14 protein-coding genes are annotated in these 21,490 nt (G+C 36.2%); 7 read left to right on the top strand and 7 right to left on the bottom strand.

Annotated elements, in window-relative coordinates:
* The first annotated feature begins 81 nt into the window (after positions 1 to 81).
* Complete coding sequence (locus HQN62_RS15515) at positions 82 to 1,038, top strand: aldo/keto reductase (protein ID WP_173505059.1); 957 nt, start codon at positions 82 to 84, stop codon at positions 1,036 to 1,038.
* Between the two features lie 62 nt (positions 1,039 to 1,100).
* On the opposite strand, the gene HQN62_RS15510 is transcribed toward HQN62_RS15515, so the two are convergent.
* The 7 genes from HQN62_RS15510 to HQN62_RS15480 form a co-directional block, all read right to left on the bottom strand.
* Complete coding sequence (locus HQN62_RS15510; RefSeq protein WP_173505058.1) at positions 1,101 to 2,030, bottom strand: ROK family protein; 930 nt, start codon at positions 2,028 to 2,030, stop codon at positions 1,101 to 1,103.
* Between the two features lie 49 nt (positions 2,031 to 2,079).
* The gene (locus HQN62_RS15505) at positions 2,080 to 3,375 is read right to left on the bottom strand and encodes a glycoside hydrolase 5 family protein (RefSeq protein ID WP_173505057.1); all 1,296 of its coding nucleotides are present in this window, start codon (positions 3,373 to 3,375) and stop codon (positions 2,080 to 2,082) included.
* A 155-nt stretch (positions 3,376 to 3,530) separates the two neighbouring features.
* A complete protein-coding gene (locus tag HQN62_RS15500; protein WP_173505056.1) occupies positions 3,531 to 4,763 on the bottom strand; it encodes a glycoside hydrolase family 26 protein in 1,233 nt (410 codons plus the stop codon).
* A gap of 8 nt (positions 4,764 to 4,771) precedes the next feature.
* Positions 4,772 to 5,956, bottom strand: a complete 1,185-nt coding sequence (locus HQN62_RS15495; RefSeq protein ID WP_173505055.1) for an AGE family epimerase/isomerase — start codon at positions 5,954 to 5,956, stop codon at positions 4,772 to 4,774.
* A gap of 2 nt (positions 5,957 to 5,958) precedes the next feature.
* Positions 5,959 to 7,152 carry a glycoside hydrolase family 130 protein gene (locus HQN62_RS15490; protein ID WP_173505054.1) on the bottom strand — a complete coding sequence of 398 codons (1,194 nt, stop codon included), beginning with the start codon at positions 7,150 to 7,152 and terminating at the stop codon, positions 5,959 to 5,961.
* Between the two features lie 24 nt (positions 7,153 to 7,176).
* Complete coding sequence (locus HQN62_RS15485; protein WP_254454446.1) at positions 7,177 to 8,592, bottom strand: MFS transporter; 1,416 nt, start codon at positions 8,590 to 8,592, stop codon at positions 7,177 to 7,179.
* A 4-nt stretch (positions 8,593 to 8,596) separates the two neighbouring features.
* Entirely contained in the window at positions 8,597 to 9,742 is a 1,146-nt protein-coding gene (locus tag HQN62_RS15480; protein ID WP_173505053.1) for a glycoside hydrolase family 26 protein, read from the bottom strand.
* Between the two features lie 278 nt (positions 9,743 to 10,020).
* Here HQN62_RS15480 and HQN62_RS15475 point away from each other — a divergent pair, with 278 nt between their 5' ends.
* The 6 genes from HQN62_RS15475 to HQN62_RS15450 all read left to right on the top strand — a co-directional run bounded on the left by HQN62_RS15475 (position 10,021) and on the right by HQN62_RS15450 (position 21,487).
* A complete protein-coding gene (locus HQN62_RS15475; protein WP_116797569.1) occupies positions 10,021 to 10,899 on the top strand; it encodes a helix-turn-helix domain-containing protein in 879 nt (292 codons plus the stop codon).
* Positions 10,900 to 11,213: 314 nt separating this feature from the next.
* The gene (locus tag HQN62_RS15470) at positions 11,214 to 14,402 is read left to right on the top strand and encodes a SusC/RagA family TonB-linked outer membrane protein (RefSeq protein WP_173505052.1); all 3,189 of its coding nucleotides are present in this window, start codon (positions 11,214 to 11,216) and stop codon (positions 14,400 to 14,402) included.
* Between the two features lie 11 nt (positions 14,403 to 14,413).
* On the top strand, positions 14,414 to 16,009 hold the full coding sequence (locus HQN62_RS15465; protein ID WP_173505051.1) for a RagB/SusD family nutrient uptake outer membrane protein: 1,596 nt from the start codon (positions 14,414 to 14,416) through the stop codon (positions 16,007 to 16,009).
* A gap of 18 nt (positions 16,010 to 16,027) precedes the next feature.
* Positions 16,028 to 17,068, top strand: a complete 1,041-nt coding sequence (locus tag HQN62_RS15460; RefSeq protein ID WP_116797572.1) for an IPT/TIG domain-containing protein — start codon at positions 16,028 to 16,030, stop codon at positions 17,066 to 17,068.
* A 196-nt stretch (positions 17,069 to 17,264) separates the two neighbouring features.
* Positions 17,265 to 20,150 carry a beta-galactosidase GalA gene (galA, locus tag HQN62_RS15455; protein ID WP_173505050.1) on the top strand — a complete coding sequence of 962 codons (2,886 nt, stop codon included), beginning with the start codon at positions 17,265 to 17,267 and terminating at the stop codon, positions 20,148 to 20,150.
* 98 nt (positions 20,151 to 20,248) lie between these two features.
* Complete coding sequence (locus HQN62_RS15450) at positions 20,249 to 21,487, top strand: glycoside hydrolase family 27 protein (RefSeq protein WP_173505049.1); 1,239 nt, start codon at positions 20,249 to 20,251, stop codon at positions 21,485 to 21,487.
* Positions 21,488 to 21,490 lie beyond the last annotated feature (3 nt).

Below are 21,490 nucleotides of genomic sequence, written 5' to 3'. Positions count from 1 at the left end.
ACAAATTTACAAAAAAAGTACGTAGGTATTTTTAAAATAAATTAAGAGTTAAATTGTACTATTAGTATAAAAAAATAAAAAATGAAATACAACAGATGTGGAAAAAGCGGCTTGTTATTGCCTCAAATTTCTTTGGGATTATGGCACAACTTCGGTTCAGTAGATAGTTTTGAAAATGCGGAAAGCATTGCTAAAGCAGCTTTTGATAAGGGAATAACTCATTTTGATTTGGCCAACAATTACGGTCCAGTTTCGGGTTCGGCGGAGACTAATTTTGGTGCCATTCTTAAAAATAATTTTAAAGGAAATCTTCGCGATGAAATAGTAATCACAACCAAAGCAGGTTACACCATGTGGGATGGACCTTATGGTGATTGGGGTTCCCGCAAGTATTTGCTATCGAGTTTGGATCAAAGTTTGAAACGAATGAATTTGGAATATGTAGATATTTTCTATTCGCATCGTTTTGATCCAGAAACACCTTTGGAGGAAACAATGATGGCATTGGATTATGCTGTTCGCAGCGGAAAAGCCTTGTATGCCGGAATTTCTAATTACAATCCAGAGCAAACGAGAGAAGCTACTGAAATTCTGAAACGATTGGGAACACCTTGTTTGATTCACCAAGTAAAATATTCGATGTTTGTAAGAACTCCCGAAGAGGGATTGCTTGATGTTCTTGAAGAAAAAGGGTTGGGCTGTATTGCTTTTTCACCTTTGGCACAAGGACTTTTAACCGATAAATACTTAAAAGGAATTCCAGAAAATTCTCGTGCTCACAATCCAAATGGGCATTTAAAGGAAGATGAGGTTTCTGAGGACAGAATCCAAAAAATAATTAAACTGAATGATATTGCAAAACAAAGAAATCAGTCTTTGGCACAAATGGCTTTGGCTTGGTTACTAAAAGACAACAGAGTTACTTCTGTTTTGATTGGCGCCAGTTCTGTGGGACAATTAAATAATAATATAGATTCGTTGCAGAATCTGGATTTCTCGGAAGAAGAATTGGTTGCGATAGAAACTATTTTAAAATAAATTGTTTTGGATCATGTACAGATAGGCACTGCAGTGGGTCTCTGTACATGATCTACAATTTTTTACCCGATCAATGTAGTTTCTAAATTAGTGTTATGATACAATAAACTTGCTGCACCCAATAAAGCTGCATTTTCGTTGTCCTCAGAGATTTGTATGGTAATCTCTAAACCTGCATCTTTAATTTTTTTGTTGAAAGCTGGTAAAAATAGTGCGTTTGAATCGGCGATTTTGCCACCTATTATAAAATGTTCAACAGCAAAATTTTTAAAGCACGGAATCACAATTTCAGCTAAATCTTCGCCCATTTTTTCAAATGCTTTAACCGCTATTTTGTCTCCGGAAATAGCAAGATTATAAAGCTCTAATCCGCTTTCTACTGTTGTTTCTTTAAAGTCGGAATACTTGGCGATAAGTCCTCTTAATGACACATAATCTTCGGCTATTCCATTTTTAAATGGAAGATTCCATATTTCACCATCCGTAGGTACTTGATTTCCGGAACTAACTGAGGTTCCTTTGTCGATAAAACAAGAACCTAATCCTGTTCCTAGTGTAATGGCCATTACTTTTTTCGAAAGGTTATTTTTGTCTTTATAGACTTCACCTTTGCCAAAACAAACGGCATCATTTTCAAAAAGAATCTTAAAATCATCCGAAAGATTGAGTTTTTTCCGAAGTAAATCAGCAATATTTAGTCCATAGAAATGGTCGTATTTAGATTGGCCTTTTATCCAGCAAATGCCATTTTCATAATCAAATGGGCCAGGCATGCATACCGTTATGCCAGCCAGGCTTTTTGCACCTGAATTATTCCATGAAGTGCGTATCGTTTTTTCCCAGATATCCAAAACCTGGTCTACCGGCAGATTAGAATCAAAAGACTCTTTGTGCATCGAAGATTTAAGGACTTTCATATTGGTAGTATCGATGACTCCGGCGGTAATATGAGTTCCGCCGATGTCCAATCCCACAGCATATTTCTTTTTCATTGTCTTTAATTTGTTAATTTATGTTGTGTTTTTATTTTATTTCAGACTATCATTTTTTTAATTCCAGATTATACTTTTTCACCAATTCCAAAGTCGATTTGTCAGTCGAAAAAACCGAATTTAAACCCTGTGGTTCTTGCGGTGGGTCTGTAGTCAAAGGATCACCTGGTTTCCATTTTCCGTCTTTGGTAACCCCTTTTCCTTCACCACCAAATCCCCAAAAATTGGCTGCTTGCAGCACCCCGTTATTTTTATGGCTCTCCGAGACTCTTTGGAATATATAATTGTAAAAAACATCCCTGTTGGCTACAGAAGTTGTCGAAACCAAACCTTCGTTTTCTCTTGGTAAGCCAAATTCTTCGATGATGATTGGCCTTTTCAAATCATTGGCCACCTTTACGTGTAAATCAATATATTTCCCTGCATTTTCTAGCGTTGTTGGCAATGTTTTTTCGGCATCTTCGGCTTTGTACCAATTCCAGTTTTTTGGCCAAATGTGCATCGTTAAATAATCAATATTCGGATTCAGATGCGTTCTTTCAAAAATTCCCATATCGTCGTTGGAACTGTTTTTTCCTTCAGAACCAGTTGAAATCAAATGGTATTTATCCAAACTATCAATCAAATTGACAATGTTGTTGAGCCAAACAGTAAATTTTGCTTCATTTTCGACAGTAAAAAGCCTCGGTTCATTTCCAACTTGCCACGCCATAATCGTATTGTCCTCGGTATATTTTCTTTTGGTGTAGGCGTTTGTTCTGCCCAAAATAAATTTCACGTGATTGTTCAACGCTTCCATACACGGTTCACAACTATGAAATTTCTCGGTATAACTCATGAATTGTGGCCAAGTATTTGGTGGGATGGCAGGAACCGGAATTGCACCTTTTCCATTCCATTCCAGGTATTGCGACATTCCGCCGGACCATTCCCAGTTATTTGTCAAAAATAAAACCGCGTACATATTGCGTTTTCCCATTTCGGCGATAAGGAAATCTAAGCCGTCAAGTAAATCTTGGTCGTATTTACCTTGTTCATATTGCAAAGCTGGGCGAACAGTATAATCGTATTTTCCACCATCACCACCAACGAGAATTCTCAAATTATCAATACCGTTTTTCTGCATTAAATCCAGTTCTCGAATCAGTCTTTTTCGGTCTCCCACTTTCTTCGAAGCCAACAAACTTCCATACCAATAATTGGTTCCAATATAGGAATACGGCTTGTTACCTTTGTAAAATTGAGTTCCTTTCACAGTGATTCTGGCTTGTTGTTTTTGAGCTTCACAAGAAAAGCTCGCGAAACATAAAAGAGCCAAAACTATTTTTAACGCCGATTTCTTCATAATTAATTTAATTTTTAGGAGCTGTTTCCTGCTATTCGTTGCAATCTTTTTCTCGGTTGAAAAAACCTCAAAAAAGGATTTTCACTGCTATCAGGGCTAGGGCATTCCGTTTTGGATCTTATTTACTGCAAATTTTTTAAAATATGTTGCTTGGATTAATTTGGTAAAACATACATACTTGGTAACGTATTCACCAAAGCCGATTTTGATTTGGTTGCAAAAGTTTTAAAATCTGCCGCATTCGATGCTGTCGGAATAGGAACATAATAACCATCTAGATTATTATTCCAAAACATAACATAACTTATTTGGATGCTATTTGCTGTTAGCGTACTGTACAGATAAGTTGAGAACCAATTGGTCACAGGTGCAATAGTTGCTGTAACTCGATAACCTGTTTCGGTCATTGCGGCAATTTTTACTTTGGTTGTGGCTAAATCTGATAGCATTTTTAACTTGGCAGTAGCCTTGTCAGCTCCTGTTTGACCTTGGTTGTTCAAATCGCCATAATTGTCCATACCCAAAACATCTACATAAGCATCACCGGGATATCGGTTCAAATAATTGGTCGAGGTAGCATAGGAGTTATCAGGAGAAAAGGCATATAAAATGTTATGAACTCCTTTGGTATCTCTTAAATATTCAACGGTAAATTGATAAGCAGCTTTGTAATCTTCTTGCGAGCAGAAATCAGCTCCCCACCAAAACCAGCTTCCGTCAAATTCATGAAAAGGCCTGAAAATAATCGGAATCAATTCTCCTTTGGAACCTTTTAAATTGGATACCACACTGGCTACTTTATCCAGTTTCGTTTTATACCAAGCATTATTTACACCACCAGGTAAAATACTCTTGAAGGCTGTAGTTTTTTGTTCCGTGGTCATATCGGCGGCATAAAAGCTATCCTCTTTATTAGGTTCTCTTATGTGCCAAGAAAAAGTGTTAATCATTCCTTTGGCATAGGCTTCTTTGACATCATTCGTTATAATAATTTCCTGTTGGTAAAACCAATTATCGGCCTGACTATTATTACTTTTATCGGTAATAAACATAAAATCAGAACCCAAGAGCGCGGGGTCATAACCTGTTGTTTTTTTTATGTCTGATTCAGATGAAGAACCATTATTGTAAAAACCATTAAAAGCATCTTGCTGACCAATGGCAAATTTGGTTTTAGCCAATTTCTTTAAGTTGTAAAATAACGCAGTAGTTTCTGCAGTCGCATTTTTGTCGACCATATAAGTTTTTACGTTCTGTGTTGTTAGCACATCAGTAACCACTACTGGTGGAATGACCACAACCGGATCGGGTGCCGGATCGTCTTTGGAACAACTGCTTAATGCTATTATTGTGCTGAAGACTATGCTTTTAAGAAATAGGTTTTTCATGTTGTCTTTTAAATTCTGTGAATTAATTCAATGCATGCTCTGCTATTGTGATAAGGGCATTTCCAGAATCCGGCTTTGTCTTTTTCCATGGTTGAATAATCAGCATAGACTCCCCAAAACCATTCTCCTTTTTCTTTGTCAATAATATACTTTTGTGTGAAGTCCCAGTTTTTGAAAACAATGTTCAGGTACTCTTGTTCTCCGGAAAGTTGCCAGACAGTAAAGTAGCCAATCATCAATTCGGCTTGTGGCCACCAGTGTTTTTCGGCCATCAATTCTTTGGTTTCTGGATTGTATTCATACCATAATCCGCCATCTGAGTCAATTCCTTCTTTGGTAACTTCAGCAATTTGAATGGCATGTTTTTTATAATTGGCAATTAATGTTGAATCTCCTGAAATTTCGGCACATTGCAATAAAAGCCAAGCTGCTTCAATGTCGTGACCATAGGAGATAACGTCTTTCTTTTCTATCCAATTTTCATCAAAAAACAATCGTAAATGACCTGTTTCGGTATTGATGAAATATTTTTCGATGGTTTCCAATAATTCAATAATGACCTTTCGTAACGATTCGTCTTTCCAAACCGTATATAAATTAGCATATCCTTCAACGATATGCAAATGGGTATTCATTGTTTTCTTTTCGTTGGCGTCTTTTTCGCTCAAGCGTAAATCTTCAATAGGTTGCCAGTCACGGGTAAAAGCTTCAAGGTAACCGCCTTTTGAGGAGTCGTAACTGTGTTTTTGAATTTTTTGATACAAGGAAATGGCTATTTGCAAGGCTTTATCATCTTTGGAAATTGAATAATATTCGCTCAATCCATAAATGGTAAAGGCCAAAGCATAAATTTGGTTTTTGGTGTCTTTTGGAGTCCCGTCATAATTGATACTCCAAAAAATGCCTCCAAATTCAGTGTCGTAAAAGTGTTCCGAAATGTATTCAAAAGCACGTTTTGCGATTTCTAAATGTTCTTTGTTATTTGAAATTTTATATGCAGCAGAAAAGGTCCATAGCAATCTTGCATTTAATACAGACCCTTTTTCTGCTTCTTCATTTTTAGTGTTATTGTAATCTATTTGACCAATAAAACCTCCATTTTTAGTGTCAATTGTATTTTCCATCCAATAGGAAAGAATACTTTGAAGCTCCAACTTTAGTTCTATTTTTAGATTTTTTAAATCGGTTTGCACAATTATGAAATTTCTTTGTTTTTATTCACTTGCTTGATAATTGTATTGACAGAACCTGCAGATGTAAAAGTGTCTTCTGGAGAATTGATAACATAATCCACCAGTTTATCCACAGATGAAACCGCTACGTGCATTCTGGTATCTGAAGAAGCATAATAGATATAAACAGTACCATCTTTATCTTCAATCCATCCATTAGAAAATAAAACATTGGAAACATCTCCAACTCTTTCAATGCCTTCTGGTGCCATAAAGTGTCCGGCAGGAGCATGTGTTACTTTTGCAATATCATTCAAATCCGTCATGAACATGTACAGTGTATAGCGCAAACCGGCGGCAGTATTACGAACACCGTGGGCTAAATGCAACCAACCTTTTTCAGTTTTGATAGGAGCTGGTCCAAGACCATTTTTCAATTCATATACAGTATGATATTGTTTTCCGTAAATGATTTTTTCTTCATTTACGACAGGATTGGTCATGTCTTCCACGAAGCCAAGTCCAATTCCCCCACCGTTTCCTACATCAATGAAACCATCTTGTGGACGAGTGTATAAAGCATATTTTCCGTTTACATATTCTGGATGCAAAACTACATTTCTTTGTTGTCCTGTATTCGAAATCAAATCGGGTAATCTTTCCCAGTTGATTAAATCTTTGGTGCGTACAATTCCGGCATTGGCAATAGCAGTACTGGTGTCGCCTTTTGGCGCTGATGGATCTTTTCTTTCGGTGCAGAAAATTCCATAAATCCAATCGTCTTCATGGGCAATTAAGCGCATGTCATACACATTGGTGTCTGGTTCTTCCGTTTGCGGAATCACGCAAGGTTTATCCCAAAATTTGAAATTGTCAACACCATTTGGGCTTTCGGCAATAGCAAAGAATGATTTCCTGTCGGCACCTTCCACGCGGGCAACAAGGATGTATTTGTCATTCCATTTTATGGCTCCGGCATTGAATGTGGCGTTTATGGCAATTCTCTCCAAAAACAATGGATTTGTATTTGGATTAAAATCAAATCTCCATTCCAGCGGTGTGTGTGCGGCTGTTAAAACTGGGTTTTTGTAGCGAGTGTATATTCCGTTTCCAATACCGTCTTGTGGTTCGTTTTTTGTTTGAATTAAAGTATTGAATTGCTTGTCGAGTTCGATTTTTATATGTTTTAAATCGTCATTTATTTTTGTAGTGCTCATAACTGAATTTTCTAAAATCAAGTATTATTTGTTTAAATTTCTTTTGTGATTAAGTTCGTCTTCAATGGTCTGCAGTTTTTCTTCGGATAATGGGTAGAATAGGATGAAAAGTACAGATAGTGCTGCAGCAATTGCCGGAAGAATGCTCAGCATTAATAATATTCCGTTTTGTGCAGTGATAGTTTGCACTACGTTTGCTTGGAAGCCAAAGTACCCTAAAAGCCATCCTGTTGCAGCCCCACCGATTGTCCAACCAAATTTTTGAGACATTGAGGAAGCCGAAAAGATAAGACCAGTAGCTCTTCTTCCTTGTTTCCACTCGGAGTAATCAGCACTATCAGCATACATAGACCAGATTAATGGGAAGATGCAACCTGCACAAATACTAATCATTACTTGGAAAACCATGATAAGTACGATGTTCTCTTTTCCGATATAATAGAAAAAGATACTTAAGATTGCAGCAAGTGCCATAGCACCAAAAAAAGTTTTCTTTTTACCAATTTTGTTAGCAATCGGAGTGGCTGCAATCACACCGATGATGTTTGCGGCTTGTCCCAATACCAGATAAAGTGTGGTTGGAGTCATTGCAAAATTTTCTCCCAAAATGTTGAAACTATAACTCACGGTACTGCTTACATAATATTTGAAATAATAAACTGCAGCCCCATCACGGATTGAATTGAATACCAAAGCGCCAATTCCCGCACCTAATAAAATCCACCAAGGTCTGTTTTTAAGAAGATCGTTTAAATCTTCTTTTAAATTTGGTTTTTCATCATTTATAGGGAGTACTCTTTCTTTTGTTAAGAAAAAACAAGACCAAAAGAATATCGTAGTAATGATTCCAAAAACGATTATGGTATATAACCAGCCTGTTTTGGAGCTTAAACTTCCACCAAAATGATTTACTAATGGTTCAATTAACCAAAGAGCCAATAAACTTCCGCCGAAGGCAAAAACCATACGATAGGAGGAAAGGGTTGTGCGTTCTTTTCGGTCACCAGACATTACCCCCAGCAAGGAAGCGTATGGCACATTAATGATAGAATAGATCATCATCATTAAGGAATAAGTAACGTATGCATATATTATTTTTCCTTTTTCGTCAAAATCTGGAGTGTAAAAAGTCAGTACTCCAATTATGGCAAATGGAATTGCCGTCCACAATAAATAAGGCCTGAATTTTCCCCAACGGCTTTTGGTACGGTCTGCAATAATTCCAACCAATGGATCGAAGCAGGAATCCCAGATACGGGTAATCAAGAACATGGTTCCAACCACGGCAGGCGCTATCCCAAAGACATCGGTGTAAAAAAACATAAGATACATGCTGAAAATTTTCCAAAACATGGAGGAAGCGGCATCTCCTAATCCGTAACCAACTTTTTCTTTTAAACTGATTTTACTATCCATTACTTTCTTGGGGTTTGTTGTCATGGTTTTATTTTTTATAAAGGTTTATTTTTGCGGCATCTTTTTCAAAAAGAGTATTATCTAGATTGTAAAATTGAATAAAATCTTTTTCACTTACTTGTCCTTTGAACGGTGCATAATAATGCATTTTTTGTTCTTTCTCTTGCCAGCCGTGATTTCTCCAAACTAACACATAGGATATTTTGTAGGATCCCATTGCTTTCATCAAAGTGTCTGTCCACCATTTGTCATAAGGAATGGCCTCATAACCTGTTTCTGCAAAAGCAATGATTTTATGTTGCTCTTTGGCAATTTGGTCTATTATTCCAAATTGTCTTTGGCAATTTTCCACAAACGAATTATCCTTCAAAGGGTCGTTGTAAATGTATTTGTCAAAACTTAAAATATCAGCATATTCGGGACCCGGATAGTATTCCAAGAAATCTTCTCTAGAATTAAAATCGGCGGTATTGTACACATATATTAAATTATGAACGCCTTTCTTTTGGAAATAATCAATAGTGAATTTCCAAAGTTTTTTAAACTCTTCCGGACTTCCATTGTTTTTGCACCACCAAAACCAAGTTCCGGTAAGTTCATGAAACGGGCGATACAACAAAGGAATTAAATTGCCTTTTTTATCCTTTAAAGTTAAGATGTATTTTGCAGCTTCGTCTAACCAAGCTTTGTATTTTTCATGACTTTGACCTCCAGGTAAAGCCGAAGCTAATGATTTTGGAGTAGTGTCCCAAGCATTTCCATCTGTTAAAGGATTATTAGAATGCCAACTAATAGTGATAATGCCTCCTCTGTTGTATCCGTCAATGATGTATTGTCTCATTTTGTCAAAAGGAACACCGTCTATGTTTTTATCTGACTTAGTTTCAAGTCCTCCTAAATCCCATCCATAAACTGCTGGATAGTCTCCAACAACATCTTTTACATCGCTTCTTCCTTCTTCGTATTTCCAGTTTACACCATAAGCCAAATCATCTTGATGACCAAATAATATTCCTTTATTGGCTGTTTTGTATAAATTTTGATATAACTGTATGGTATTTTTTGTAGCTTTTTTGTCAGATAATGATAATTTAGTATCACTGCTCTGTGAGTAAGAGGAGTAAAATGTACTAAAAGTTAAAAAAAGTGAGAATATATAGTTCGTTTTTGTCATATCTATTGTAATGAGTTTTTATTAGCTTAAAATATAATCAAGATCGATTCGAATTGAATATCAAATGATTAAAATTTTAAAGTTAAAATTTTATGTTTTTATTAATTTTTTGTCAAAATATTAAAAAAATAACCTCTTTAAAATGATTTGTATTTTTTAATGATATTTTTAGTTTAAAATACATAAATCCATTTTTCAAAGATATAGTAATAACATCTTTTGGATTAATATTATTTTGTCAATTTTATATCTTATTATTGCAAATAAAAAAATGAATTATGAGCGCTTTTAAAAATTTTCATAGAGAAATAGTTCCACTTGCAGCACAAGATAGTTTTTTGGTTTTTGATAGAGTTAAAGATGAATTTGATTATCCGGTGCATTATCATCCCGAATTTGAAATCAATTTTATATTGAACGGAAAAGGGGTGAAACGCGTTGTAGGTGACAATATAGAAGAGATTGACGATATAGAGTTGGTATTGGTTGGGCCTAATTTGTATCATGGCTGGGAACAGCATAAATGTAAAAACAAAGATATTCACGAAATAACAATCCAGTTTCATAATGATCTTTTTCATGAATTTTTATTGTCCAGGCGAATTATGACACCTATAAAGGAGATGTTTAATCGTTCGGTACATGGTATTTTATTTTCAAATCAAGTAGCCGAAATGCTCACCCCGAGGTTAATAAAGATATCCAAATTGGATGGGATGGATTATTTCTTGGAAATCATCTCCATATTATATGATCTCGCAAACTCCCGTAATCAAAGACTTTTATCAACTTTTACCGTTGAAAATGATACTTTTGAAGAGTATGACAAAATGAAATTGATCTATGATTATATCCAAAAGAATTTTGCAGAAAAATTATCACTGGAAGAAGTAGCGGGCGTGGCGAACATGACGACGATTTCTTTTAATAGATTTATAAAAAAACGCACCGGAAAAACATTTGTCAATTATATTAATGACATTCGGATCGGTTATGCGGCCAGATGGTTAGTGGAGAAAGACCTTAGTGTTTCGGAGGTTGCCTTCAAGTCGGGCTTTAATAACATAGCCAATTTCAATAGAAGTTTCAAGGCTTTTAAAAAATGTACCCCTAGTCAATACCGAGATGATTTTTCAGGATTAAAGAGAATCCTGTAACGCACTTCAGTTTTTTTGTTAAAATGCTTCCTGAGAGAGTCTTTCAGGAAGCATTTTTTATTTTAAAATTAATTATATGACATATATTATAGGTATTAAATAGTAATAATTTAAAAAATTCTGATTATAATTTTGTTATGTGTAATTAAATTTTTCATTTTGAAAATATATTATCATGAAATGATATAATAATATTAATTTGATGTTAACTACTGTTATAAATTTGTTAATTATAAATCATATTTATTAATGCCAATAATAATAGCCGAATTACCCTTTCGGAAATTATTAAACTTAACTAACAAATTTTAATTATGAAAAAATTATTGTCCGACTTGATTCATTGGAAAGTAAACCACAGAAAGGTTCCATTGATGTTCTTACTATTTACCTGTGGTATCATGAATGCACAGCTTAAGGTGCAAGGTGTTGTTACAGATGCTAATAATCTGCCGTTATCTGGAGTTAATATTAAAGCAGAAGGTGCTGCACAAGGAGTTTCTTCTGATTTTGACGGGAAATACTCAATCGATGTACCTGCAAATGCTATATTGACATTTACGTTTGTTGGTTTTGACAGCAAAAAAGTAGGGGTAAAAGGAAGTTCTAAGCTAAATGTTACTATGACATCTGCTTCTGAAAACTTGAAAGAAATCGTTGTAATTGGTTATGGAACTCAAAAAAGAGGTAATCTTAATGGATCTGTTTCTACTGTAAAAGCCAAAGATATTGAGAACCTAAAAGTAGTAAGTGTTGACCAGATGCTTCAAGGTAAGGCTGCAGGGGTAAGTGTAACGAATAACTCAGGTGCTCCTGGAAGTGCTGCTTCTGTTAGGATTCGAGGGACAACTTCTATATCTGGAACTAATGAACCTTTATATGTAATTGACGGTGTTCCTGTTTCTGGAGATGCTACAGGAAAATCTACAAGTGGTCGTCCTTTGGCCGGTAGAGATGGATTTTCTTCATCAGGAGGAAGCGGAAACAATGCAGTTAGCCCATTATCAATGATCAATCCTAGTGATATTGAATCTATGGATATTTTGAAAGATGCTTCTGCAACAGCAATTTACGGTTCAAGAGGTGCTAATGGAGTTATTATTATTACTACCAAATCAGGGAAAAAGGGTACAGGTAGAGTTGCTTATGAAAATTTCACTTCAATTAGTAATGTTACCAATAAATTAGATGTTTTGACTTTGCCGGAGTATGCTACTCTAAAAACAGATTTGGCTAAATTATGGGGATTTCAAACGCGTCAGGAATTTTCACATCCTGAATTATTAGGACCTGGAACAAATTGGCAAGATGAAGTATATAGAACAGCCATTTCACAAAGTCACCAATTATCTTTTTCAGGTGCTAAAGATGGTACTAGTTACTATTTATCTGGAAGTTATTTGGATAATGAGGGAACTATCATTAATTCTGGATTAAAAAGATATACTGTAAGATTAAATTTGGACTCTAAAATTAAAAGTTGGTTAAGAGTAGGAGGAAATATGTCTGGAGGTATTACCAATGAGAATATTACAGTAAACCAAAGTTTTTCTGGATTAATTTCGAATACTTTATTGCAATCTCCAGATATACCAGTTAGAAATGCTGATGGAACATTTGCAGGACCACCGTCATCAGAACAAAGTGTTACCTATTATAACCCGGTTGCAGAAGCTTTGACTAGAGAAAATACTTTGGTTCGAAAAAATTTCTTAGGAAATATGTATGCCGAGGCAGATCTTTTTAAAGGATTGAAATATCGTATAGAGATTGCTGCAAATACTGAATTTTCTGAAAATGACGATTTTAGACCTTCTTATAAATGGGGCAGTCAAGAAAATTTATTAGCAGATCTAGATGTTAGAAGACAAAATTGGTATTCTACGAATATTAAAAACTTACTGACTTATGATAAAACTTTCGATAAACATCATTTTACAATTTTATTAGGTCAAGAAGCAAATGATTCGCATTGGGAAGGATTAATAGCATCTGCGCAAGGTTTTAAAACAAATTCTATTCATACCTTAAATTTGGCCGATGTTGATAATAATACAGTAACCCAATATAAAGGAAGCGCTTCTCTTTCGTCTCTTTTTGCTCGTGTAATTTATGACTTTAATGACAAGTACAGTATCACAGCTTCTACAAGACAAGACGTTTCGTCTAAATTTGACCCTACAACAGACAACCAAAAAGGGGTGTTTAACGCAATTTCTGGTTCTTGGAAACTTTCTAATGAGTCTTTTATGGAGGGAACGCGTCAATATGTGGATAATATTAAATTCAGACTGGGTTATGGAGAAACTGGTAACCAACAGATTCCAAACAATAGCTATTCTGCGATGTTGAATGTTCAAAACTCAGGATTGGGAAGCGGGTTTTTACCGGCGAATTATCCAAATCCTAATTTAGTTTGGGAATCATTGAATCAAACTAACTTTGGTATTGATTTTACAATGTTGGAATCTAAATTGTTTGGTAGCGTCGATTTTTACGATAAAAAATCAGAAGGATTTTTGTTTCAAGTGCCATTACCTCTATACTTAACTGGAGGTGGAAATCAATACGGAGGGGTTTCTGCACCCTATTCTAATTTAGGTACGATGAGTAATAAAGGATATGATATTACTTTAGGATATAATCTTAAATCTTCAGGCAATTTTAATTGGGATACCTCTTTGGTTGTATCACATTACAAAAATAATTTAGATGAAATTGCCAACGGAATTATTTTGACGCAAGAAGTTAATACTAATGGATACCAACCTGTCGTTGTTACCAATACAACGGTTAATAATCCTATCGGAATGTTTTACGGATATAAAACGGATGGAATATTCAAAGATCAAGCAACTTTAAACAGTGCTCCAATTCAGTTTGGTCAGCCAGTTGGAACAGGGGCAGGAGAGACTTCTTTGGGAGATGTAAAATACAAAGATATTAATGGAGATGGTAAAATAGATGCAAATGATAAAACATTTATTGGAAATCCTCATCCGGATTTGACTTTTGGATTTACAAATAATTTCAAATATAAAAACTTTGATTGTTCTATATTCTTGCAAGGATCGTACGGTAATGATGTAATGAACTTGACAAAAAGAGCGGGAACAACAAATGCGTCTTTATATGACAATCAGCTTGTAGATGCTATGGATTATTATTCTGCTACGAATACAGGAAGTAATAATCCAAGACCTATTGCGGATTCAGCAAATAATAACTTATTGATTTCAGATCGTTATGTTGAAGATGGTTCTTATATAAGAATTCAAAACGTTACACTAGGGTATTCTTTGCCTTCTGACGTTATTTCTAAATTTAAAGTAACAAGATTAAGATTATACGGTACAGCTCAAAACTTACTTACGTTTACTGATTATTCAGGTTATGATCCAGAGATTGGTTCATTTAATCAGAATGTGCTTTTGTCAGGAATTGATAATGGAAGATACCCAGTAGCCAGAACATTTACAATTGGACTTAACGTAGAATTTTAAAAAAAGATAAAATGAAAAAGAAATTGTTTTTAAATAGATATAGTTTACTGCTCGTAGCGGTAACGTTCCTTGTGTTTGGGTCGTGTCAGGAAGATTTTACAGAAAGACCTTCAGAAGATGGGATAAGTTTGGATTCTTATTACAGCACAAATGATCAAGTAAGTTCGGCAACCAATGGGATGTACAGCAGAACTTGGTTTCAGATGTATAACAAATTTTGGTGGGCTATTGAAGTAGGTTCAGGAAACATGTACTCGGGATCTCCTGATGTTAGTGGATTAAGAACTTTTGCTTTGAATGGAAGTGATCCTGAATTGGTAAACGGTTGGTCGGCATTATGGGCCAATGTGCAACAATCTAATATGATTATTAACTTTTTGGCCAGTAGAGTTGGGCCAGATGTTGATAAAAATGTATTGGACAATGCTATTGGAGAAGCTTATTTTATGAGAGCTACTGCTTATTTTGATTTAGTAAGACTTTGGGGGCCAGTTCCAATTATTGAAAACCCTTTAGATTTCACAAGTAATCCTTATGTAAATACAAATACAGTCGATGACATATATAAATTGATAACTAGTGATTACTTAAAAGCGGCTGATTTATTGGTTGCCAAAACTAGAGGTGCTAATTATGCCAGTAACGGACATGTATCTAAAGGTTCTGCAAAAGCAATGTTAGCCAAAGTATATTTGTATAAAAAAGATTATGCTAATGCTAGAGCGATGGCTGAGGAAGTTATTAATAGCGGTGAATTTAAATTGCTAGGTGGTGATGAATTGCCATCAAAAAGTTTTGCCGACTTGTTTACTTATGCAAACAACAATAACGAAGAATCTATTTTTGCCATTCAGTGGAAAGGTGATGGTTCTTATGGTTCTGCCAATAACTGTAATACACAATTTGGATTTAAAGACGGAGATTTGTCTACTTCAAATGCTTCATATGCGGGAGTTTTTGGGCCAGGTCAAGAGATCTTTACTTTATATGATGCTACAGATAAAAGAAAACATGAAACGATCATGGTTGCAGGAGATACTTATCCAAACATGAAAACAACCGAAGGAATTGGTTTTACAGTGCCTACCGGAAAAGATTTAGCGCAAGGATCTGGTGGAGCAATCAAAAAATATTGTATTGGTGTTGTAAACGGAGCTGCTACAGGTTCAGCAGATGCTTGGGCCATGATGGACAACAATACTTATATAATGCGTTATGCCGAGTTATTGTTAATTCATGCCGAAGCTGTTTTGGCAGGTGGAGGAAGCACTACTGATGCAGCAGCTTTGAAGTCAATTAACGCTGTTAGAAGAAGAGCTGGATTGAGTAATTTGACAAGTGTAACTTTTGATGATATTTTTCTTGAAAGAAGAAAAGAATTGTGTTTCGAAGGAGACTATTGGTTCGATTTAGGACGTATCGATAAAACAAAAGCAATCGCAATTATGTCAGCACAAAACAGAGGAGACAGATACGGAGCACGTTACTATACGCCGGTATATAGCGAGGATCATGCAACAAATGATTTTTATATGGACTATCCAGATAATGAGGTGGCAAAGAATCCAAAATTACTAGAGCCACCAGTTCCATATACCTTTAAATAATTATTTAAAATTGATATTATGAAAAATATAAAAATAAAATACCTATTGTCCATTGTTTCAATGGCCCTTTTGGTACTGGGTGTTTTTTCTTCATGTAGTGATGATAGTTCCAATTCAGGTTCAGGGACATTGGCAATTACTAGTGTGGCCAAAGCCGAAGAAGGAGATTTAGTTCCGGTTACACAAGGTGATCCAAAAAATTACTATATTATTAGAGGTTCTGGATTTACGACTGTTGAAAAAATTTACTTTAATGATTTTGACACTTATTTTAATCCTGTACTAGTTACAGATACTGAAATATTTGTATTAATAGATGAAAAAACACCTTATGCAGGTGCAAGTAATAAATTAAAAGTTGTTACAAAATTGGGTACAATAGTTTACGATTTTGTGGTATCTCCGCCATCACCAACTTTTGGAAGTTTTCAACCAGTTAATGCGGCAGAAGGTGACCTAATCACAATTTATGGAAATTATTTCTTAAATCCGATTGTTAAAATTGGAACTGAAACTGTACCTGTAATTTCTTCTACTTTAACTGAAATTAAAGTGAAGCTACCTGCTGGTGCTGATAAAAAGTATATTTCAGTAACCAATATTTCGGGTACTGCAACTTCTAAGTATGCCATTGGTACCGCAATTTATGATGATATAGCTTATTATGGTTTTGATTTTCCAGATTGGAATAATCTTACCTATGAGTCGGATGGTAAAGCTGATCAAGGCTTAATTAATATCAAAAAGAAAATGGCCGCTTGGGACAATGTACAAGGAAACTGGTCTTGGTATGATCAAATATCCGATTATAAAGGAATTAGACTTTCTATAAAAGCAGATAATCCAGGAACACTTAAGTTATGTTTTAATGGAGATTGGTCTGAAAGAAACATGATGGCTGTTACAACTGGGTGGAATACTTTTGTATTTACCTGGGCGGAGTTGGGCAACGCAGATCATGTTCAAAATATTACATTCCAAAATATGTCTAAAAATGCAGCAGGCGATGGTGTTGAGAACACATTCTATATTGACAATATTGGTTTTGTATTAAAATAAAATTTGGTTTTTGTTTATTGAGTTAGTTTAAGATATTCCCTAATTGAAAAATTGGGGAATATTTTTTTTAGAACAGTTTGTGTTTTCTTTTTTTGCTGTTTTTTAAGCATATTTTGAAAAAAAAGTATCACTATCTTTAGTTTCTATTGAGTATCCTTGTAAGTTGAACTCTTCTTTTTTTTGTAAAAATTATTAAATGAAAAACCCCAATACAATACCTTTTCTGCTTTTTATATCCTTTAGTTTTTCCTTTTCTGTTTTTTCACAATCGACTTCAAACAGCAGGAATCGGGAGCATATTTCCATAGATAAAAATTGGGTATTTGCCTTTGGTCATCCTTTCGATACAGCCAAAGATTTTAATACAGGAACCGGTTATTTCTCCTATTTGGCAAAAACCACTTATGGAGATGGAGCTGCTGCTACCGATTTTGATGATCGCTCTTGGCGAAAATTAGATTTGCCGCACGATTGGGCAATAGAGCAGGGATTTAGCGAAAAAGCGAGTTACAGCCACGGATTCAAAAATATAGGTAGATTATTTCCTGAAGCCACCATTGGTTGGTATCGCAAAAAAATAACGATTCCAGAAGAAGATTTGGGACGTAGAATACACATTGCTTTTGATGGCGTTTTTCGTAATTCGACAGTTTGGTTCAACGGGCATTATCTGGGAAATAATCCGTCGGGTTATTTGGGTTTTGAATACGATGTTACCGATTATGTTAATTATGGGGGCGAAAATACAATTGCCGTTCGGGTAGATGCCATGATGGAAGAAGGTTGGTTTTACGAAGGCGCAGGAATTTACCGTCACGTTTGGTTAAACAAAACCAGTTCGTTGCACGTACCCGCAGACGGAACTTTTGTGAGCACAACCAAACTCAATGAAAATACTGGCGAACTGACTTCTAAAGTTTCGGTAATCAATGAGGGAGATAAATTTCAAGATTTCAAAATAGTTCAGACTGTTGTCGATAGTGCAGGAAAATCAATCGCCACGGCAACTATCGATAATCTGAATTTGAGACCAATGGAAACCAAAGAATTCAGTGCAGAATTGGCGGTGACTAATCCGATATTGTGGTCGGTAGATAATCCGTATTTGCATAAAATGGTGACTAATATCTATGTTGGAACAGAATTAGTCGATACGCATACAACTACTTTCGGAATCCGAACCTTACGTTTTGATGCCAACGAAGGCTTCTTCTTAAACGGTAAACACCTAAAAATAAAAGGAACCAATAACCATCAAGACCACGCGGGAGTAGGAGTGGCAATGCCCGATGGTTTACAGGATTTCAGAATCGCCATTTTAAAATCATTTGGTTCCAATGCCTATCGCTGTTCTCACAATCCACCAACACCCGAATTACTAGATGCCTGCGACCGTTTGGGAATGGTAGTAATAGACGAAACCCGATTGATGGGAATTACTAATGTACAGTTGGGTGAATTAAAACGGATGATGCTCCGCGACCGAAACCATCCGTCCATCATAAGTTGGTCCATCGCCAATGAAGAATGGGGCGTAGAAGGAAATATCATTGGCACCCGAATGGCCAGAACCATGCAGGATTTTGCCAAAACGATTGATACTACAAGAGGAATAACGGCAGGAATTAGTGGTAATTGGGATAACGGAATTGCCACAGCTGTTGATGTAGTAGGCTATAATTACATCAAACACGGAGGCAAGGAGACCACCGACAAACACCATCGCGAATTTCCTAATCTGGCCAGTTGGGGAACCGAGGAAGGCTCGACCTTTGCAACTCGTGGCATTTATTTTGAAGACAACGAAAAACAATACAAACCTGCCTACGATTTTCCGCAATCGGCCAATGCGCATAGCATCGAACAAGGTTGGAAACACTATGATTCAAGAGCATATCTAGGCGGAATGTTTATCTGGACAGGCTTTGATTACCGTGGCGAACCCACTCCGTATGTGTGGCCGGCGACAGGTTCCTATTTTGGAATGGTTGATCAATGTGGTTTTTACAAAGACAACGCATGGTACCTAAAATCTTGGTGGGGAACCGAACCCGTTTTGCACCTTTTGCCGCATTGGAACTGGAACGGAAAAGAAGGACAGCCCATTGACGTTTGGGCTTATAGTAATTGCGATGAAGTGGAACTTTTTCTAAACAAAAAAAGTTTAGGAAAAAAGGCGATGGAAAAAAATGGTCACTTGGAATGGAAAGTCAATTATGCACCCGGAACTTTGGAAGCGATTGGCTTTAAAAATGGAAAGAAAACCCTAACCGAAACCGTAAAAACTACTTCCGATGCAGTCGCCATTGGTCTGCAATCCAATACAAAAACTATTAAGGCAAATAACGTGGATATTGCGATGATTACCGTCGATACCAAAGACAAATCAGGCCTGCAAGTACTCATTTCCGAAAACGAAATCGCCTTTACCATTTCAGGTCCGGGAAAAATAATCGGTATTGGAAACGGGAAGCCCACTTCCGTAGAACCTGACCAATTTTTGGAAACTAACGCGGTTATCAATATTTCGAACTTAAAAGAAAAAATCGTCAATTCTATTTCAGAAACTGCCGAGACAGTAGATAATCTCGATGTTTCCAATTGGGACAAGGCTTTCAAAGACAGCCGTGACACCATTTTTGGCAAGAAAACTAAAGCCGTGGTGTATCGGACCGATTTTGATTTGCCCAAAAACTACAAAGAGACCAAAATCAATCTGTTTTATAATAGCATCGGTCAATCGCAATCCATTTACATCAACGGAAAATTAATCGCAAATGCTATTCCTGAAAACAAAAAAGGAGACACTTTCGTACTCGACAAATCCAATCTCCGTGCAGGGAAAAACACCATTGCGATTGTTGCCGTACCTTTAATTTACAGATACAAGTGGGGAACTGTCAACACCAATCCAGGAACAATTCAAATCCTAACGCCGGCGCCCGCATGGAAACGCACATTGTTCAGTGGTTTGGCACAAGTCATTGTGCAATCAACTGGAGAAACTGGCGAAATTACGTTGACCGCGACCAGCAACGGGCTCAAAAAAGCCGAAATAAAAATAAATGCAACAAAACCATAAAAATATTTAGGGCGTGACCACAATCCCGATAGCCCTCACGCAAATTCTGCAGAACAAGAAATTTAGTGATTAAAACAATAGAATTAAAAAAAATAAAAATGAAAAAAATACTTCTCAGCTTTCTTTTAGGAAGCATCGTAATTCAGGGATTCTCTCAAGGAAATGTTTATAAACAAGGCACTGGAAAATTCGAAGGCCTTGCGATGACACCACCAATGGGTTGGAATTCTTGGAACACCTTCGAAACGAACATCGATGAAAAATTAGTCAAAGAAACCGCCGATATTATGGTTGCCTCAGGAATGGTTGCGGCAGGCTACAATTATATTGTTCTCGACGATGGTTGGATGACAAAAGAGCGTGATACTGATGGAAATCTAGTCCCAGACCCAATCAAATTCCCAAGCGGAATGAAATCCTTAATCGATTATGTACATTCTAAAGGACTAAAATTTGGTCTGTACAATTGTGCCGGAACCCACACTTGCGCAGGTTACCCAGGCACGCGAGGATATGAGTACCAAGACGCACGCTTTTATGCCAATTTGGGAATTGATTTCTTAAAATACGATTGGTGTAATACTGCAGGAATCAACGCTCCCGAGGCTTATGCCACGATGAGTAACGCTCTTAAAACCGCAGGGCGACCTATTGTTTTCAGTCTTTGCGAATGGGGTGACAACAAACCTTGGGATTGGGGAAAACCAATAGGAAACCTTTGGAGAATATCGGGTGATATTTATCCATGTTTTGATTGCGAGTTCCATCACGAGGAAGGGAATTGGTCGTCTTGGGGATTCATGAAAATTGCCGAAATGCGCAAAGACATCCGTAAATTTTCCGGGCCGGATCATTGGAACGATTTTGATATGATGGAAGTGGGTGACGGAATGACCAATACCGAAGATAAAACCCATTTTTCGATGTGGTGTATGATGGCTTCGCCTTTGATTGCCGGAAATGATTTCAGAAAAATGTCCAAAGAAACATTGGCTATTTTGACCAATAAAGAGTTGATTGCCGTGAATCAGGATAAATTGGGAATACAAGGATTCAAGCTTTCTGCCGAAGACGGATTGGAAGTTTGGGTAAAACCTTTATCCGATGGAAATTGGGCAATCACCTTTTTAAACAGAACCGATGCACCGAGAAAAATCAACTACGATTGGAAGAAAAATCCAATCAAAGATGCTGATTTTGGTTTTGAAGCCGATTTCAATAAAACAAACTTCAAAATCAAAGACCTTTGGAAAAACAAAGAAGTAGGAACGACCAAAAAGAATTTCACTGCCGATATTGCTTCACATGATGCAATTACACTAAGACTAATTCCTTAATTT

This window comes from Flavobacterium sp. M31R6, assembly GCF_013284035.1.
In the GTDB taxonomy this organism is placed as follows: Bacteria; Bacteroidota; Bacteroidia; order Flavobacteriales; family Flavobacteriaceae; genus Flavobacterium.
This window is presented reverse-complemented; position numbering and strand designations above follow the sequence as displayed.

Excerpts from the sequence above, each read along its gene's own strand:
- HQN62_RS15480 (WP_173505053.1), bottom strand. The coding sequence starts at position 9,742 with ATGACAAAAACGAACTATATATTCTCACTTTTTTTAACTTTTAGTACA.
- HQN62_RS15510 (WP_173505058.1), bottom strand. The coding sequence starts at position 2,030 with ATGAAAAAGAAATATGCTGTGGGATTGGACATCGGCGGAACTCATATT.
- HQN62_RS15500 (WP_173505056.1), bottom strand. The coding sequence starts at position 4,763 with ATGAAAAACCTATTTCTTAAAAGCATAGTCTTCAGCACAATAATAGCA.
- HQN62_RS15505 (WP_173505057.1), bottom strand. The coding sequence starts at position 3,375 with ATGAAGAAATCGGCGTTAAAAATAGTTTTGGCTCTTTTATGTTTCGCG.
- HQN62_RS15465 (WP_173505051.1), top strand. The coding sequence starts at position 14,414 with ATGAAAAAGAAATTGTTTTTAAATAGATATAGTTTACTGCTCGTAGCG.
- HQN62_RS15475 (WP_116797569.1), top strand. The coding sequence starts at position 10,021 with ATGAGCGCTTTTAAAAATTTTCATAGAGAAATAGTTCCACTTGCAGCA.
- HQN62_RS15460 (WP_116797572.1), top strand. The coding sequence starts at position 16,028 with ATGAAAAATATAAAAATAAAATACCTATTGTCCATTGTTTCAATGGCC.
- galA (WP_173505050.1), top strand. The coding sequence starts at position 17,265 with ATGAAAAACCCCAATACAATACCTTTTCTGCTTTTTATATCCTTTAGT.
- HQN62_RS15490 (WP_173505054.1), bottom strand. The coding sequence starts at position 7,152 with ATGAGCACTACAAAAATAAATGACGATTTAAAACATATAAAAATCGAA.
- HQN62_RS15470 (WP_173505052.1), top strand. The coding sequence starts at position 11,214 with ATGAAAAAATTATTGTCCGACTTGATTCATTGGAAAGTAAACCACAGA.
- HQN62_RS15485 (WP_254454446.1), bottom strand. The coding sequence starts at position 8,592 with ATGACAACAAACCCCAAGAAAGTAATGGATAGTAAAATCAGTTTAAAA.
- HQN62_RS15515 (WP_173505059.1), top strand. The coding sequence starts at position 82 with ATGAAATACAACAGATGTGGAAAAAGCGGCTTGTTATTGCCTCAAATT.
- HQN62_RS15450 (WP_173505049.1), top strand. The coding sequence starts at position 20,249 with ATGAAAAAAATACTTCTCAGCTTTCTTTTAGGAAGCATCGTAATTCAG.